Source organism: Flavobacteriales bacterium (assembly GCA_016700415.1).
Classification (GTDB): domain Bacteria; phylum Bacteroidota; class Bacteroidia; order Flavobacteriales_F; family PHOS-HE28; genus PHOS-HE28.
The window spans coordinates 1411022-1427397 of record CP065018.1 but is presented as its reverse complement, the minus strand read 5'-3'; the positions used below and the strand labels follow the sequence as shown (position 1 = coordinate 1427397).

Here is a 16376-nt window from a genome sequence, read left to right as displayed (position 1 = left end):
ACAAGGTATGCGGCTTTCAGAGCTTCAACAGATGCAGGCCCTTGATCGCTTCCACCTGATCAGGGTCCATTTCCGCCTTCTTCGCGCACTTCCTCCACGTCTTCACACCGGCCACCACTTCGTCAATGATCGCGTCGGCCTTCTTGATGCTCATCTCCTTGGCCACCGTTAACAGGTCCGCGCGTGTGATGTCGCTGCGCTTGCCGTTGAGGCTCATCTGGTGTTGGTGCAGCCAAAGGTTCTTCGGGTCGTAGGCGAAGGTCATGTCGTAGGCCGGGGCCAAGTACCAATCGCCCTGCGGGTCCATCAGGAACGAGGTGTTTTTCGTGTGATCGTCGCAGTTGCGGGCGATCACGTTGAAGCACATCCGGCGGAATAGCTCAACAGCGGCGGGATACGGAAGGCTCAATAAGCGCATCACTGCGAAGGCTTGCTCATAGCTGTGTGCCAGCGGGTCGTTGAAATCCATGTGCGCGATGCCGCATAGCGTGGCCATGTGCAGGCGGTGTGTCTTGCCTTCATCATCCACGACGCGATCGAAGCGCTGTGTAAGAAAATGCGCTCGGCCATTTTCTTCCAGCAGGCGGCACGGCATCATCTCGATCCCGGAGGCGCGCGCCATCAGGTAGTATGCATACTCAATGCGGCCATAGCCTTTCGGGTCGCCCAGCACGACGTTGGTCACGCCATCGAACTTGATCAGGCAGTAGGAAAAATCCTTCAGGCCATCAATTTGCCCGCTCCGTACTTCGCCCGTTTTCGAGTTGAAAGCCACGATCGCCTTGGCCCGCGCACCACCCGCCGAAGTGCCCACTTGGATGATGTCCAGCAACGCTTCCTGGTCGCCCTTCTTCCGGCTGGTGGCAAAGGCTTCCTTCTGCTGCACCACGTTGCGCGCCACACGTACGAGCTCATCCACCTGCAAGGCTTCGCTGCTTGCTTGAAGTTCGCCATGCGCAGGCTCGAATTCCAATGCGCCCATGCCGCGATGGCCGAGGTAGCACAAGCGTTCCACCGGGTTTTCCGTACCAAGATCGCGGTTCTGGCTCTGGAGCCAAGCGTTCAGTAGCTGATTTCCAAAGCGGTCCGGAAGACTATCTGCGAGCAGCCCCGGCAGACCTTTGAACGTGTCATCACGCAGGTTCCCGAAGGTGAACACGGCATCGCCGCCTTTCGCTTTCGAGAGCGGCATCATCACCGGGGCCACGTTCAGGTTGCCGTTGGCGAAATCGCGGTCGTATTGGAACTGTGCACGGTGCAGGCGGTCGTCCCAGATCACCAAGCCAACAGTTTGGCCCCACAACATCACGTTCGCATGCGTTACCATGTGCTTTTCGGTTTTGGTGGAACGATGGTGGGCTTCTTGCGCGAGGCGCGTTTGCGCTGCTTCGCCAAGTATTTCTCCTGTTGCTCCACCACTTGATAGGGCGTTAGTTGCGGTTCCTCGTGGAAGCCGTCCAGCGCATCCAGCCGGTCCATGGCGCGCAGCACCTGCACCACGGTGAGCAGTGTAGCGGCGCGACCGGCTTCCAGTTTCACCACGGTGGTGCGGTCCAGGCCTGCGCGCTTGGCTACCTCGGCCTGGCTGATGTTGCTGCTCAGACGCATGCGGCGCAGCTCTTTGCCGAGCTGCATCACCACTTTTTCGTCCTTCAGGACCTTCCAGTTGATGTTGTTCATAGCCATCGTATCGTCCGATTTAGTTAAGTAACGCTGCTTTCACACCACAAGTATACGCATTTCTTGTCGATCTGGTCCTCTTGTATAGATGTGAATAAGCATCATAGATGTTAAATATGCCATTGTATGATGTCATAAGGCAACAAAAGTGATTGAACGGTCAGGCAATGAGAAGGTCAGAAGATCGAAGCCCTGAGAGGACGAAGTCACTTACCGCATTATCTGATTTTCTGATCGCCCGATCTTCTGATCAGTAGTTGGGCGTGCCCCGCATCAAAAACAGGCGGGCCCGGCTTGGAGATTAGCCTGAGCGAAGTCGAGGGGCCCAAGTCCGCACTCGTCGTTCCTCCTCGCTTGCGGGCTTTCCGCTGCAATCCGTCACGCGAAACACGTCCACAGTGAAAGTTCACTCCTTGCGGAAGAACATGTTGCCGTAACGACGGGAATGGAATACATAGTAATAGCTTGAGTGTTGGCGGTACATGACGGGTTCGGTCGCAATGATGTGATGGGTCAGGCTATCAGCATCATTCGTGAACTGCCAACGGTAGTGCAGTAGGCCAGATACAGGGACTTGTTCGAACGCTCGTGAAAATCGCCTGATGACCTTCTCATGGTCAAGTACCTCCAAGACCACAGAGTCTTGATCGGTGATAAGGATTCGATAGTGCTCATATTGCCAATCTGCTTGGAGCCCGGGGAACATGTCCCGGTCAATACGATACGTGCCGATGATGTCGGCCCGTGTGGGTTGGATGGGGGCATGCCGGGCCTCGTTCCACATGCCCAACAAAAAGATCACTACCAACCCAATGAACCCGGTGGCATACAGCAGAGCGATACTTGCGAGTGTCGCTGGTCGACGATCAGCCGGAGTTAGCAGGAACCATACAATGCAAACAATGCCACTGAGAAGCAGCATCGGAAAGAATAGCAGATTGAATCCGAAGCCCATCGTAATCGCTTGCCGTGCCGTGTAATCATCGCCAGTTCGCCGGATTTTCCGCAATGTATTGCGAAATGCGTCCGTATTCCCCGCCATTGCGGCGGATGGCGCGTTCGAAGTAGCCGTACTGCCAAATGGTTCTGCCCGTGTTCCCGGTTGCCGAATTGATGCGTTTAGTCGTCACGGATTTGAATGCACCGATGATCGCGCCCAATGATCCGCGTTTGGGGCCGTTCGGATGCGCGCGGGCTCGGCCAATGGCATCTGTAGGGTCGACCCATTGGGTCGACGGTACAGGTGCGATCTGCGGTGCCAGGATCAGGATCGCATGCAGATGATCCGGCATGATCTGCGTTTGATCCAGATGTGCGTGAGGGAAATGTTCCGGTATCCCGCGCCAGCATTCGTCCACGATTTGGCCTACGTCGTTCAATTCCATCATGGCATTCTTTCCCAAGCCCGTGATCCGCCCGAATAATTCGCGGCGCGGTTTGGTGCATAGTGTCACGAAGTATGCGCCCTGCGTGTAATCGCGATCCCGAAGGCGCGGGTGTTTGTGGAAGATCGCGGCCATTCGGAGTGGGGGGTGTTGTCGACCCAATGGGTCGACGGTACAGGTGCTTCGATCAAGACCTGCGCTTCATTAGGCGAGCTATGATCCCCCCCGCCGCCTTCGGGATCTTCGTCCCCGGCCCGAATACATCGAAGCAGCCGGCCTGCTTGAGGAATTCGTAGTCGTTCGGTGGTATCACGCCGCCGGCCACCACGAGGATGTCGCTGCGGTGGTAGGTGTCGCGCAGTTCTTTGATCACCTCGGGTACGAGTGTTTTGTGTCCACCCGCGAGGCTGCTGATGCCGAGCACATGCACATCGTTCTCGATGGCCTGCTTCGCCACTTCCTGTGGGGTTTGAAAAAGTGGGCCGATGTCCACGTCGAAGCCGATGTCGGCGAAGCTGGTGGCGATCACCTTGGCGCCGCGGTCGTGTCCGTCCTGGCCCATCTTGGCCACGAGGATGCGCGGGCGGCGGCCTTCCTGCTTGGCGAATTCATCGGTGAGGCGCATGGCCTCTTTCATCTCGGGGTCGTTCATGGCTTCCGCTGCATAGATGCCGCTGATGGCGCGGGTGGTGGCTTTGTATCGGCCGAAGACGAGTTCTAGTGCATCGCTTATCTCACCAAGGGTGGCTCGGGCTCGTGCTGCGGTCACTGCCAATTCCAGCAAGTTGTTGGTTGTCAGTTGTCGGTTGTCCGGCTGGGCGGCAGCATCCGTCAGCTCCTTCAAGGCATTTCGGACCGCGCTCTCATCCCGGCTCGCGCGGACCTGCTTCAATCGAGCCACCTGCGATTCCCGCACCGCCGTGTTGTCCACTTCAAGCAGTTCCATTTCGGTTTCATCTTCCGTCACAAAGGCATTCACGCCGATGATGTGGTCCTTGCCGGTGTCGATGCGGGCTTGGCGTTTCGCGGCGGCTTCTTCGATGCGCATCTTCGGAAGGCCCGTTTCGATGGCCTTGCTCATGCCGCCGAGTTCTTCCACTTCCTTGATCCGTGCCCATGCTTTGTGTACCAGTTCATTTGTGAGACTTTCGAGGTAGTAGCTGCCACCGAGCGGATCAATGAACTGTGTGATGCCGCTGTTTTTCTGCAAGTAGAGCTGCGTGTCGCGGGCGATCTTGGCACTGAAATCGGTGGGTAGCGCGATGGCCTCGTCGAGCGAGTTGGTGTGCAGGCTTTGCGTTCCGCCGAGCACTGCTGCCAAGGCTTCCACGGTGGTGCGCGCGATGTTGTTGAACGGATCCTGCGCGGTGAGGCTCCATCCGCTGGTCTGGCAGTGCGTGCGGAGTGCGAGGCTCTTCGCGTCTTTCGCGCCGACCTCTTTCAGCATTTTCGCCCAGAGTATTCGGCCTGCGCGCATTTTGGCCACTTCCATAAAAAGGTCCATGCCGATGCCCCAGAAGAAGCTGAGCCTTCCCGCGAACTCATCGACTTCCATGCCGGCCGCGATGCCGGTCCGGACATACTCGATGCCATCAGCAAGCGTGTAGGCGAGCTCCAGATCTGCAGGGGCGCCGGCCTCATGCATGTGGTAGCCGCTGATGCTGATGCAATTGAACTTGGGCATCTTCTTCGCGCAATAGCTGAAGATATCGCCCACGATGCGCATGCTCGGCGCAGGCGGATAGATGTAGGTATTGCGCACCATGAACTCTTTCAGGATGTCATTCTGGATGGTGCCTTGCAGCAGTTCCCGGGCAACACCTTGTTCTTCCGCAGCGACGATGAAGAAGGCCATGATGGGCAGCACCGCGCCGTTCATGGTCATGCTCACGCTCATCTTGTCCAGCGGGATCTGGTCGAAGAGGATCTTCATGTCCTCCACGCTGCTGATGGCCACACCGGCCTTGCCCACATCGCCCGTTACGCGCGGGTGGTCGCTGTCGTATCCGCGGTGCGTGGCCAGATCGAAGGCGACGCTCAATCCCATCTGTCCAGCGGCAAGGTTGCGACGGTAAAAGGCGTTGCTCGCTTCCGCCGTGCTGAACCCTGCGTACTGCCGGATGGTCCACGGACGGATGGTGTACATGCTGGCGTAGGGGCCACGCAGGTAGGGTGGAGCACCCGCGCCAAAGCGGATGTGTTCCATGCCTTTTGTGTCCGAAGCCGTGTAGTAGGATTTTAGTGGAATTTCTTCCCGGTTCGGAATTTCAGCTTCAAGCTTCAAGCCATCAGCCACAAGCTGTGCTTCGGTCGAGCTTGTGGCTTGAGGCTTGTGGCTCATGGCTAATTCGCCCGCGAAAACTGCTGTGAGTTCCTCCACGATATACGCTCCGCCCACCGGATCTGCCACGCGCGCTAAAAAGCCTTCGTCCTTCAATAGGTGATGGATGTTCCGCACTACACGACGCGCCAACCCTTCGCCTTCGGGGATCTGTGGCGGCGAAATGGTCAATCCGTCGCAACCTGCTACGACAGCACTTACCGCTTGCAACGTGACGCGGATGATATCCGTGTGGCCTTCGCCGTCCGCGGGATAGCGCACCTTCGCCTGCAACCAAGTGTTCTGCGAGCAGGCATGCTCGGGGTTGAACCCGGAGACCACCTCCGCCCATGTCGCCCTGAATGCCCGCAAACGCGCTATCTCTGTGAACAGGTCATCACCCAAGGGCAGCTTGAACTGGATCCGCGCAGCCGCATCGTCAATGGTGAAGCCCTGTAGGAGAAGGCGCTCGATCAATTGTTTGCCTTGCTGAACGGCGGCCTTCGTGGCTGGAAGGGAATGGTCGGCGGCCGGGATATTGAACAGCCGGAAGTGCGGATAGGCTTCCACCGCTGAACGCAATGCGCGCGCGTCTTCTTCCAGCGGAAGGCCAGCACAGCAATACAGCTCGGTCGACTTTACGCGCTGCCGTTCCGCTTCGCGCAACAGCCAAAGCACCAAGGCCGGTGTGCCATCCGTGAATTGCAGGTCTACACCGGCAAAGAGCACATCCGCGAGGTCCTTGGAGACATCTTCACCGGCTCCGGAAAGCACGGCTGAATCCGCGCCGCCCATGAGGTCCTCCAACAGCAGTTGGTTTGTGCTGGGGCGTGCTTTCCGCAGGTCGGTGGTCATGCGCCATCCGTTGCCCGTTCGCTTAATGCCACGGCGCATTTCGTTGGTGTTCGCGGCGTTTTCCGCCGTGGCGAAAGGGCGCAGCACGGTGCCGCTTTCAACGGTGACGGCGATGCTCTGGGGTGCTTTACCCTTGAGCTCTTTCAGGATAAGGGTTTCCCACGCGGCGGCATCCAACGCAGGGAAATCGGCAAAGAGGGTTCCTTTGGACATCGTGGCGAAGTTCGGGGTTGGATCTGGATCACCGAAGGAGTTCGGGGGAAGTGTCGTCCAACCCGTGTTGCAAGGCCGTTGTTCCGGCCGATAATCCCAAACCGATCGCTGTCTTCCTTCCATGAGATCCACATCCCTTTTCGCAGCTATCCTCTTGGCGGGATCGGCATTCGCACAATCCGCTCCCAGCGACAGTCTTTTCAATACCGACCAGGTGGTCACCATTGATCTTACGTTCGCTGACACGGACTTTTGGTCCACCCTCACTGCGGATTACGTCGCCGATCTGGGTGCGACCCTCACCGCCGACGTGACGATCACGGACAACACCGGGGAACATGCTTATCCCCAAGTGGAGGTGGACCTGAAAGGGAATAGCAGCTACGGCCATCCGGGCAATAAGAAGAGCTTCAAGATCGATTTCAATGACAACGTCAGTGGGCAGAAGTACCACGGTATGACGAAGGTGCATTTCAACAACTGCTTCAAGGACCCCACGTTCATGCGGGATAAGCTCTTCTTCGACTATGCCCGGTCGCAAGGCGTGTTGGCACCGCGTGTGGTATATGCGAACGTGTATATGAACGGCACCTTCTGGGGATTCTACGATATGGTGGAAGCGGTGGACAAGAACTTCCTGGACCGTTGGGTGGACGATAACGACGGGAACCTCTTCAAGGCCGGTGACAATTTCGGATCCGGGGGCGGTACCGCTGCTGATCTGGCCTACTACGGCGATGATCCCACCAGCTACTATGATCGCTATGAACTGAAGACCAATGAGACAGAGAACGACTGGAGCGACTTGATCGCTTTAGTGCAAATGCTCAACACCTCTCCCAATGCGGATCTGGTTACGCAATTCCCCGCCCAGTGGGAGTGGCAGCCGATGCTGCGGTCACTGGCCTTGGACAACCTCTTCGCCAACTTGGACAGCTACATCAATTCGGCGCGCAACTACTACATCTATCACGACGCCACCACGTTCACATGGAACTGGATCAAGTGGGATGGGAACGAGGCCTTCGGATCTTACACTGGTGGTCCGGGCAGTGGAAACCTGGAGAACCTGGCACCCGACTATGTGGCATCCTCACGCCCGTTGATGACGAAACTCATGGGCGTGCCTGCACTCTACGCTGACTACGTTGAGGCCTACTGCACGGTGCTGGATGATTTTACCAATGCTCAACTGGACCCGCAGATCGATCTTATAAAGACCTTGATCGAATCGCATGTGACCGCCGATGTACACAAGCAATACACCACCGCCCAATTTTTGGCCAACATCAACAACGACATCAACGTGGGCGGTGGCCCCGGTGGTGGCACCATATATGGGCTGAAGTCCTTCATCACGGCACGCTCGAACTACCTGAGCAATGCCTTGGATTGCAGCTCGGTGGGTGTTCAGGAGTTGAGAAGTCCCGTCCAACTCAGCGTGTATCCGAATCCCGTCACGGATGTACTGAACGTCATCCTTCCCACGGGCTATTCCGGTGAAGATCTGCGTTTGCTGGATGCTTTGGGCCGGTCCATGCCGGTGAGTTGTTCGGGCAAGAGCATCGATCTTTCCGGGTTGGCGGGCGGCGTCTATATGCTCACTGTGACGGGGGCTTCCGGGCAACGGGCCGTCCGGGTGGTGAAGAACTGAGCGATGTGGATGAGTGAAGAGCCTTGCGATCCCGGATGAGGGAATTAGTTTTGCACCGCCTAAAAAGAACCGGTAAAAGCAAGCAAAGCATGAACATTTCCAAGAACTCCGTGGTCTCTTTCCATTACAAGCTCACGGACAACGACGGTACCGTCTTAGACAGCAGCGATGGGCGCGAACCGTTCACTTATCTCCAAGGCGTCGGTATGATCGTCCCCGGCCTGGAATCCCAAATGGAGGGCAAGGGCAAAGGTGACAAGTTCAAGGCTGTCATCGCTCCGGAGCGGGGCTACGGTGAGGTCAACAAGGACCTCTTGCAAAAAGTGCCCTTGGACAACTTCGGCGGGCAGAAAGTGGAGGAGGGTATGCAGTTCCAAGCTGGCGAGCACAGCGTGGTGACGATCCGGGAGGTGAAGGACGGACAGGTGCTTGTGGACGGCAACCATCCGCTGGCCGGCGTAACGCTCAACTTTGATGTGGAGGTGACCGATGTGCGTGAGGCCACGGCCGAAGAGCTTTCCCACGGGCATGTACATGGGGAAGGCGGACATCAGCATTGATCCTAAAGGCCATTCTTGAGTTGCAGCAGTGGAAGTGCCGCTACTGTTAACGTTCCCAAACGGATTAAACCGTGGCCGGGCATGGCGGTCTTTTCTACACAGATGCCGAACCGCCACAACTATGCCGTCCGATCCTTGTTGATCGCATTGGTCGTGCTGCCCTGTGCAGCCTTTGCCCAAAAGAATGTCATCCACAGCGATTGGCGCTTGGATACCGCGGCATTACGGCCCTCGCACGGCATGATGCGCTATTACGACCGCGGCACCAAGCTGGCGTACGCGTTCCACAACGATGGCAATGCTCTGCTGGTCACCGTCCGTGGTGCCGATCCCGCGATGGCGCGGCGTATGGTACAGATGGGCATGGTGCTAACCATCGACACCCTTGGCAAGAAAAAGGGAGGCTCCACGATCGAGTTCCCATTGCCGACGCACAATGAGCACACCGGTGGCGCGGGTCAGGCCCAAGGAGGGCGAGGAAGAGGGAGCACACAGGCCGGGCACCACATGAACACGGCCGGGATGAACATGCGGCTGAACACGCTAGGGTTCAAGGGTCTGCCGGACGGGGCGCATGCGGCCAGTGGTGAAGCCGGTATCCAAGCACATTTCGATATGGATTCGATGGATGTGGCCACCTATGATGTCCGGGTGCCGTTCCGCTCTATCCTCGGGCGCGAGATCATCGCCGCCGATACGTTGAAGGCATGGAGCATCCGGGTCACTGTGAATGCTTCCACTGACGGTGGGGATACGCATGAGCAGCGTGAGCGAAGCGGCTCAGGGATGGGCTCCACCGGTGATATGGGAGAGAGCGGAGGCATGGGCGGTGGACATGGCGGCGGTGGGAGAAACGGCGGAGGAAGCCGAGGAGGGCTTGGTGGTGGCGGCCACGGTGATAGTGCTTCAGCAGAAATGCCGGCGTCGTTCCGCTTGAAGGTCAAGCTCGCTTTCCGTCCATAAGGTTTCCTATTCCAGAGCATCATCATCGTGTTCCCATAGAATGTGGCATGCGGCTTGCCAGGCGCCGAACTACATGCAAAACAGGCCCATCACCTCTATGATCAAACTCCGGTTGACGGGCATACTTATCGCCCTGTTTTTGTTGCAAAACTTGCAGGCCCAGACCTTTCAACTTTCGGGTACCGTTTTCGACAAGGACGATGGCACCACGCTCCCGGGGGCCTCTGTGCTGCTGATCAATGCCCGTGATACCACCCAGCGGCGCAATGCGATAACGGATGATGATGGCAACTTCAACTTTAATGCGATCAGTCCGGGGGACTATCGCCTTCGGGCCAGCTTCGTGGGCTACGCGCTGTTGGAACAACCGGTGAACGTCGCTGCGGACCGATCCGGGGTCGCCTTGCGGCTAAACACCTCCACTACCGAGTTGAAGGCCGTGGAGAAGGTGGCCACACAGGCCCGCGCCGAGCAGCAGGGCGATACCACCATCTTCAATGCCGGGGCTTACAAGGTGAACCCCGACGCCACGGCCGAGGACCTTATTTCGAAGATGCCCGGCATTACCAACGATAACGGCACCATCAAGGCGCAAGGCGAAGCCGTGAAACGTGTGCTGGTGGACGGAACGGCGTTCTTCGGGGATGACGCCTCGATCGCCTTGAAGAACCTGCCCGCGGAGGTGATCGACAAAGTGCAGGTCTTCGATAAACTCAGTGATCAGGCGCAATTCACCGGCTTCGACGATGGCAACAGCGAGAAGACGTTGAATATCGTGACCAAGAAGGGCATGAACCACGGCGTGTTCGGCAATGCCAGCCTCGGCTACGGAACGGACGACCGCTATGCCGGAAGCCTCTCGCTGAACTGGTTCAACGGTGTGCGAAGGCTCAGCCTGCTGGGCCAGAGCAACAACATGAACCAGCAGAATTTTTCCGCGCAGGACCTCGTCGGCGTTTCCTCCGGAAGCAGTGGTGGCCGTGGCGGAAGTGGCAGGGGGAACAGCGCGAACAACTTCCTCGTTGGGAGCCAGCCGGGCATCAACACTACCAATGCCATCGGCCTCAATTATAGCGACCAGATCGGAAAGACGAAGGTTACCGGCAGCTATTTCTTTAATCAGCAGCGCAGCATCAATACCTCGAACAGTGAGCGGACCACCTTCCTCAGTGATACCAGTGCACAGGTCACCAACAGTGCCAATGATCAAACGACCGATAATTTCAACCATCGCTTCAGCTTCCGCATCGAGACCCAGCTCGACAGCGCGAACTCGCTCATCATCACACCGAATTTTGGGTTCCAGCGGAATACCTCGGACAATGCGCAACTGTCCAACGTGCTCAATGCCGATAGCCTGCAATTGAGTGCCACGGATAACGAAAGCTATGCTCGCCGGGATGGGCTGAATTTCAGCAACTCGCTGCTATTTCGCCACCGGTTTGCCAAGCGGGGCCGCACCTTCAGCGCGAGCCTCAACACCTCACTGTCCGGTCAGAACAGCACGGGAACACTGCTGGCGGACAACAGTTTCCTCATGGACACTTCGGCCATCGCCTCCACGATCGACCAACGCTCCACCGGGGACAATTTCACACAGAACCACGGCTTGCGGCTGAACTACACGGAGCCGGTGAGCAGGCATGGTCAGGTCCAACTGTCGCTGGCGCCGTCCATCCAACTGAGCAACGCGGAGAAGTTTACCTATGATATTGATCCGGACAGCGGTGATGAACTGATGAACGCCCTATTGAGCAACAAAGCGGAGAACACCATCCAGACATTGCGAGGAGGTGTGAGTTATCGCTACCGCGGCACCGGCTACATGTTCAATGTCGGGCTGGACGGCCAAGGCAGTAACATGCACAGTGAAGAGACCTATCCTTATGCGCTCACCGTGGACCGCAGCTACACCAACCTGTTGCCCAACGCCATGTTAAGCCGGAACTGGAGCAAGACCACGCGCCTGCGCCTCTTCTATCGCACCAGCGTGAACACGCCGTCCATCAGTCAATTACAGACCGTGGTGGACAACACCGATCCACTGAACTTGACCACCGGGAACATCACCCTTGACCAGAGCTACCAGCATTCACTGACCATGCGTTTTAATACCTTGGACAGCGCGAAGACACGGCCCTTCTTTGCGCTGCTAGCCCTCCAGAGCCAACCGGGGCGGATCAGCAACGTGACTTTCGCACCGCAGACCGACAGCACCTTGGCGGACGGAACGGTGTTGCCAGCGGGTGCACAGCTCACCCTACCAAAGAACCTTGATGGCTATGTGTCCGCCCAAGCTTTCGCGAACTACGGTTTCCCGGTCACCTTTCTCAAGAGCAACCTGAACTTGAACGGCGGAGGAAGTGTCGAGCGGTTGCCCGGCGAAGTGAACGGCGCCAAAAGCCTCACCTGGAACACCAACTGGAATTTGGGCACCGTGCTCGGCAGTAACATCAGCCAAGGCGTGGATTTCCGCGTCGGGTATACGGCCAACTTCAACACCGCCAAAAGCGACTTGCGCCCCTCCTTGGACAACAGCTACTACCAAGGGCAGCTCACAGGCAAGCTTACTTTGAGCGGACTGAAAGGCTGGGTGCTTGAGAATGAGGTGAACTACCAGCAATACATCGGCCTTGGCGCTGCGTATGATCAGGACGCGTTGGTGTGGAACGCCGCGATCGGCCACAAGTTCCTGAAGGATGACGCGCTGGAATTCCGGGTTTCAGCCTACGACATTCTGGGCCGCAATGTGAGCGTAACGCGCGATGTTGGCGACACCTACATCCAGAACACAGTAACGAACATGCTCCAGCGCTACGTGATGTTCAGCTTGCGTTTTAACCTGCGGGCCTTCAAGGGCTCTGCGGAAGAGCCACTTCCGGAAGGCCCCCCCGATGGTCGGCGCGGGGACTGGGGGCCTCCACCCGGAGGTGGCCCGCCGCCACATTGATCACTTCTTCTTTGGCACGAGTACAAAAATGTCCTCGTTGTCGCGCTTCATCAGGTATTTCTCCCGGGCGAACTTCTCCAGAAGCGCCTGATCGCTATTGAGCTCGTGAAGCTGCTCGCGCGTAGTGGCGATATCCTCCGCATAGCGGTCGCGTTGTTCCTGCATCTGCCCTAGTTGATGGCGCAGTTTCAGCATGGTGTAGAGGTCGTAGTCCGCGAACAGGCAGATCCAAAGCAGCAGCACGAGCACGCCCGCACCATAGCGGTTGCGCAGCATTTTAGGCACGAAACGGAGGACCTTGTCTTTCACGGCGTGAAGTTCTGTAGGAAGCAACGCGGACCGTACCGCCTCCATTGCATCCGATCAACGATCGATCGTTGATCGCGAGCGGGCAGTCGGCAGCGGCAGCCTGCAGCGCCCCGCCACCGATCACCTGCCACCTTCATCTACTGCATTTCTCTGCGCCTCCGCGCCCTCGCCTAGGCGTAGCCGCTTCGGCGTAGCACGGTCTGCGGCCGATCTTTCACCTCAGCCCAGGAACGGGTACCGGTGGTCCAACGCAGGAATGAAAGTCTCCTTGATCGTGCGGGCACTGGTCCAGCGGACGAGGTTCAGGTAGCTGCCGGCCTTGTCGTTGGTGCCACTGCCGCGCGCGCCGCCGAAAGGCTGTTGGCCTACCACAGCACCGGTGGGTTTATCGTTGATGTAGAAGTTGCCGGCGGACTGCCGGAGGACTTCCGTCGCCTGTACGATCGCTGCTCGGTCCTGTGCGAAGACCGCTCCGGTCAAGGCGTATTCCCCGGTTGAGTCGACCAGCTTCAGGGTGTCCATCCAGCGGTTGGAACTGTAGACATGGACGGTGAGCACCGGGCCGAAGATCTCCTCGCACATGGTCACGCTCTTCGGGTCTTTTGACTCCAGGACGGTCGGCTCGATGAAGTAGCCTTTGCTCTTGTCGGAATTCCCACCTGCAAGGACCTTGATGTTCTTCCTGTCCTTCTTCGCCCCGGCGATGTAGCCCGTGATCTTGTCGAAGCTCTTCTCGTCGATCACCGCGTTGATGAAATTCTTGAAATCACGTGGGTCGCCCATCTTCATCTCTGCGAGATCCTCCAGCAGTGCCTTCTTCACTTGCGGCCAGAGGTTATCCGGGATGTAGGCCCGGCTGGCGGCGCTGCATTTTTGCCCTTGGAACTCGAAAGCACCACGTGACAGGGCCGTGGCCACGGCCAGCGGATCTGCGCTGGGGTGCGCCACCACGAAGTCCTTGCCGCCGGTCTCGCCCACGATCCGTGGGTAGCTCCGGTAGTTGGCGATGTTGTTGCCGATCTCGCCCCAGATGGTGCGGAACACACCCGTGCTGCCGGTGAAATGGACTCCGGCGAAGTCCTTATGGCGCAGGATGGTATCGCCGACCACTTTGCCGTCCACGTGGATCAGGTTGATCACCCCGTCAGGCATGCCCGCCAATCGGAAGACCTCCATGATGACTTGGGCCGAATAGATCTGCGCGTTGGCGCATTTCCACACTACGGTGTTGCCCATCAACGCGGGTGCGCTCGGCAGGTTGCCCGCGATGCTGGTGAAGTTGAACGGGGAAAGGGCGAACACGAACCCTTCCAGCGGGCGATATTCCAAACGGTTCCAGATGCCGGCGGAGCTCTGTGGCTGGTCGCGGTAGATCTGGACCATGTAGGACACATTGAACCGCAGGAAGTCCGCGAACTCACAGGCCGCATCGATATCCGCCTGAAAACAGTTCTTGCTTTGCGCGAGCATGCTGGCCGCATTGATGCTGGCGCGGTAGGGCCCGCTGATGAGGTCGGCGGCCTTCAGGTAGATCGCCGCGCGCTCCTCCCAGGGCATGCGCTCCCAGTCGCGCTTTGCCTTCAAGGCTGCGTCGATCGCGGCTTTCACGTGCTTGGCATCCCCATGGTGGCTCATGCCCAGCTTGTGTGCATGTTTGTGCGGTGGGCTCATCTTCAGCAGGTCCTTTGTCTCCACGGCCTTGCCGCCGATCCACATCGGTGCGTCGATTGTGGTCTTGATGCGGCGGTCGTACTCCGTTTGCAGGGCTTTGCGTTCGGGGCTGCCCGGTGCATAGCTCAGTACGGGCTCATTGTGGGGTGCGGGAGGGGTGAAGATGGCGTTGCTCATGGAAAGAATATAGTGATCGGTGGCTGTTTAAAACGGCTGCAAAGATACCCCTTGCCTCAGTTCGCCGCGTACGGCAACCGAAGGTCGAAGGCCGGGATGGCCACGTCGAACTCGCTGCCATCGTCCATATGGCGCATCCGATAGCTGCCGCGCATGCGGCCCATGCCGCTGTGCAGTTCGCAGTAGCTCGTATAGGTGAACTGTTCCCCGGGCTCGAGCACCGGAACGGCGCCCACGACCCCCGGGCCTTCCACTTCGCAGGGCGAAGCGAGGCTGTCCGAAATGAACCAGTGCCGGCGCAGCAACTGTGCGGTGCGTTGGCCCCGGTTCGCAATGGTGATCCGGTAGCTGAACAGGAAGCGTCCTTCGGTCGGGGCGCTTTGCCCGGCCTCGAACCGGGCCATCACGCTTACGCGGATGTCGTGGGAGACGGCGGTGGACATTTTGGGTTCAGTAGTATGTGCAAGTCTAACACCCGGACCAATGAGTTGTGCGTCATCGGGGCCAGCTCATCCACATTAAAATGAGGAAAAGCTGCTGATGTCCACTTTACACAGCAGCACCGTTCCGGTAGATTGCGCCACCGAAAAAGCCTGATGAAGATCTTCTACCCCGCGTTGTTGCTCGTTTCCTGCTCCGCAAATGCCCAGTACAGCGGACCAGAGAGCGTGGAGCACGATGCTGAGGGTCAGCGCTATTTCGTGAGCAATACAGGCGACAACAGCATCAAGCAGCGGGCGTATGACGGTACGGTCACGGCCTTTGCGAGCAATTTGCCGACGGCGCCTTATGGCATCGAGCTGAAGGGGGATACGCTTTTTGCCTGCATGGGCGGTTCCATCCGCGGATTCAGCACCGTGGACGGCGTGGTGGTGTTCAGCCTCAGCGTGGGAGGGTCATTTCTCAATGGCATCACCACCGACGGGGCATTTCTATATGCGACGGATTTCAGCACCAAAAAGATCTTCAAGGTGAACGTGGAGCAACTGACCTACACCACACTGGTGGCCAATACCGTGAACACGCCGAACGGGATCGTATGGGATCCCGCTTTGGAGCGCCTGTGGGTGGTGGGATGGGGCAGCAATGCCAAGATCAAAAGCTATGACAGGGACAGCGGGGCCGAGCTGAGCAGCTATACCACCAACCTCGGCAGCATCGATGGCGTAACGCTGGACTGCCAAGGTCGCATCATTGTAGCCAGTTGGGAGCCGGACCAGCTTACGCGCTATGAGAACACCTTTACCGAAGCGCCAGTGGTGCTGATGATGGACAACGGCCTGGATCATCCGGCCGATCTGGACTATGACACCGTCCACGACCGCGTATGCGTGCCCAACAGCGGCAACAATACGGTATCGCTGGTGGATGTCGCGGATTGCACCACGGCGGTCCCGGAGGCGGCACCTTACGGCACCTTCATGGTATGGCCCAATCCGACGAACGGATTGCTCAAGTTGGATCTGGAACTGAAGCACGCGGTACCCTTCCTTGTCTTCAATGTGAGGGGCACGCTCGTGGCCAGCGGCACGCTTTCACCGAATGGCTTGCTGGACATTACCGAATTGGCATCGGGCACCTACGTGGTGGACGTTCCGGTCCTGCGGAAGAAGGCCGTGATCATTCGCCGTTGAGCTGA

The 16376-nt window shown here is 58.2% G+C and carries 13 protein-coding genes; 5 read left to right on the top strand and 8 right to left on the bottom strand.

The features are described from left to right. Positions 1 to 16 precede the first annotated feature (16 nt). From IPP95_06030 to scpA, 5 genes are all read right to left on the bottom strand, one after another. The gene (locus IPP95_06030; GenBank protein QQS73776.1) at positions 17 to 1327 is read right to left on the bottom strand and encodes a type II toxin-antitoxin system HipA family toxin; all 1311 of its coding nucleotides are present in this window, start codon (positions 1325 to 1327) and stop codon (positions 17 to 19) included. Continuing rightward, positions 1321 to 1680 carry a helix-turn-helix domain-containing protein gene (locus IPP95_06025; GenBank protein ID QQS73775.1) on the bottom strand — a complete coding sequence of 120 codons (360 nt, stop codon included), beginning with the start codon at positions 1678 to 1680 and terminating at the stop codon, positions 1321 to 1323. Before IPP95_06025 ends, IPP95_06030 begins: the two co-directional genes overlap by 7 nt. Before the next feature lie 406 nt (positions 1681 to 2086). Then, a complete protein-coding gene (locus tag IPP95_06020) occupies positions 2087 to 2635 on the bottom strand; it encodes a hypothetical protein (GenBank protein QQS73774.1) in 549 nt (182 codons plus the stop codon). A 25-nt stretch (positions 2636 to 2660) separates the two neighbouring features. Further along, positions 2661 to 3200: a transposase gene (locus IPP95_06015; protein ID QQS73773.1), complete on the bottom strand. Its 540-nt coding sequence runs from the start codon at positions 3198 to 3200 to the stop codon at positions 2661 to 2663. A gap of 52 nt (positions 3201 to 3252) precedes the next feature. Beyond that, complete coding sequence (scpA, locus tag IPP95_06010) at positions 3253 to 6453, bottom strand: methylmalonyl-CoA mutase (protein QQS73772.1); 3201 nt, start codon at positions 6451 to 6453, stop codon at positions 3253 to 3255. 121 nt (positions 6454 to 6574) lie between these two features. Between scpA and IPP95_06005 the strand changes: the two genes are divergently transcribed. The 4 genes from IPP95_06005 (at position 6575) to IPP95_05990 (ending at position 12580) form a co-directional block, all read left to right on the top strand. Beyond that, positions 6575 to 8107: a CotH kinase family protein gene (locus IPP95_06005; protein ID QQS73771.1), complete on the top strand. Its 1533-nt coding sequence runs from the start codon at positions 6575 to 6577 to the stop codon at positions 8105 to 8107. 89 nt (positions 8108 to 8196) lie between these two features. After that, positions 8197 to 8667, top strand: a complete 471-nt coding sequence (locus IPP95_06000; protein QQS73770.1) for a peptidylprolyl isomerase — start codon at positions 8197 to 8199, stop codon at positions 8665 to 8667. An 81-nt stretch (positions 8668 to 8748) separates the two neighbouring features. After that, positions 8749 to 9630 carry a hypothetical protein gene (locus IPP95_05995; GenBank protein QQS73769.1) on the top strand — a complete coding sequence of 294 codons (882 nt, stop codon included), beginning with the start codon at positions 8749 to 8751 and terminating at the stop codon, positions 9628 to 9630. Positions 9631 to 9772: 142 nt separating this feature from the next. Next, a complete protein-coding gene (locus tag IPP95_05990) occupies positions 9773 to 12580 on the top strand; it encodes a TonB-dependent receptor (GenBank protein QQS73768.1) in 2808 nt (935 codons plus the stop codon). On the opposite strand, the gene IPP95_05985 is transcribed toward IPP95_05990, so the two are convergent. From IPP95_05985 to apaG, 3 genes are all read right to left on the bottom strand, one after another. Next, positions 12581 to 12889: a septum formation initiator family protein gene (locus IPP95_05985; protein QQS73767.1), complete on the bottom strand. Its 309-nt coding sequence runs from the start codon at positions 12887 to 12889 to the stop codon at positions 12581 to 12583. Between the two features lie 219 nt (positions 12890 to 13108). Beyond that, positions 13109 to 14737, bottom strand: coding sequence for an L-glutamate gamma-semialdehyde dehydrogenase (gene pruA / locus IPP95_05980; GenBank protein ID QQS73766.1), 1629 nt, complete (start codon positions 14735 to 14737; stop codon positions 13109 to 13111). Between the two features lie 56 nt (positions 14738 to 14793). Next, the gene (gene apaG, locus IPP95_05975) at positions 14794 to 15180 is read right to left on the bottom strand and encodes a Co2+/Mg2+ efflux protein ApaG (GenBank protein QQS73765.1); all 387 of its coding nucleotides are present in this window, start codon (positions 15178 to 15180) and stop codon (positions 14794 to 14796) included. 153 nt (positions 15181 to 15333) lie between these two features. Between apaG and IPP95_05970 the strand changes: the two genes are divergently transcribed. Then, positions 15334 to 16371, top strand: a complete 1038-nt coding sequence (locus tag IPP95_05970; GenBank protein ID QQS73764.1) for an SMP-30/gluconolactonase/LRE family protein — start codon at positions 15334 to 15336, stop codon at positions 16369 to 16371. Positions 16372 to 16376: the final 5 nt, after the last annotated feature.

Excerpts from the sequence above, each read along its gene's own strand:
- IPP95_06030 (QQS73776.1), bottom strand. The coding sequence starts at position 1,327 with ATGGTAACGCATGCGAACGTGATGTTGTGGGGCCAAACTGTTGGCTTG.
- IPP95_06025 (QQS73775.1), bottom strand. The coding sequence starts at position 1,680 with ATGAACAACATCAACTGGAAGGTCCTGAAGGACGAAAAAGTGGTGATG.
- IPP95_06020 (QQS73774.1), bottom strand. The coding sequence starts at position 2,635 with ATGGGCTTCGGATTCAATCTGCTATTCTTTCCGATGCTGCTTCTCAGT.
- IPP95_06015 (QQS73773.1), bottom strand. The coding sequence starts at position 3,200 with ATGGCCGCGATCTTCCACAAACACCCGCGCCTTCGGGATCGCGATTAC.
- scpA (QQS73772.1), bottom strand. The coding sequence starts at position 6,453 with ATGTCCAAAGGAACCCTCTTTGCCGATTTCCCTGCGTTGGATGCCGCC.
- IPP95_06005 (QQS73771.1), top strand. The coding sequence starts at position 6,575 with ATGAGATCCACATCCCTTTTCGCAGCTATCCTCTTGGCGGGATCGGCA.
- IPP95_06000 (QQS73770.1), top strand. The coding sequence starts at position 8,197 with ATGAACATTTCCAAGAACTCCGTGGTCTCTTTCCATTACAAGCTCACG.
- IPP95_05995 (QQS73769.1), top strand. The coding sequence starts at position 8,749 with ATGGCGGTCTTTTCTACACAGATGCCGAACCGCCACAACTATGCCGTC.
- pruA (QQS73766.1), bottom strand. The coding sequence starts at position 14,737 with ATGAGCAACGCCATCTTCACCCCTCCCGCACCCCACAATGAGCCCGTA.
- apaG (QQS73765.1), bottom strand. The coding sequence starts at position 15,180 with ATGTCCACCGCCGTCTCCCACGACATCCGCGTAAGCGTGATGGCCCGG.
- IPP95_05970 (QQS73764.1), top strand. The coding sequence starts at position 15,334 with ATGAAGATCTTCTACCCCGCGTTGTTGCTCGTTTCCTGCTCCGCAAAT.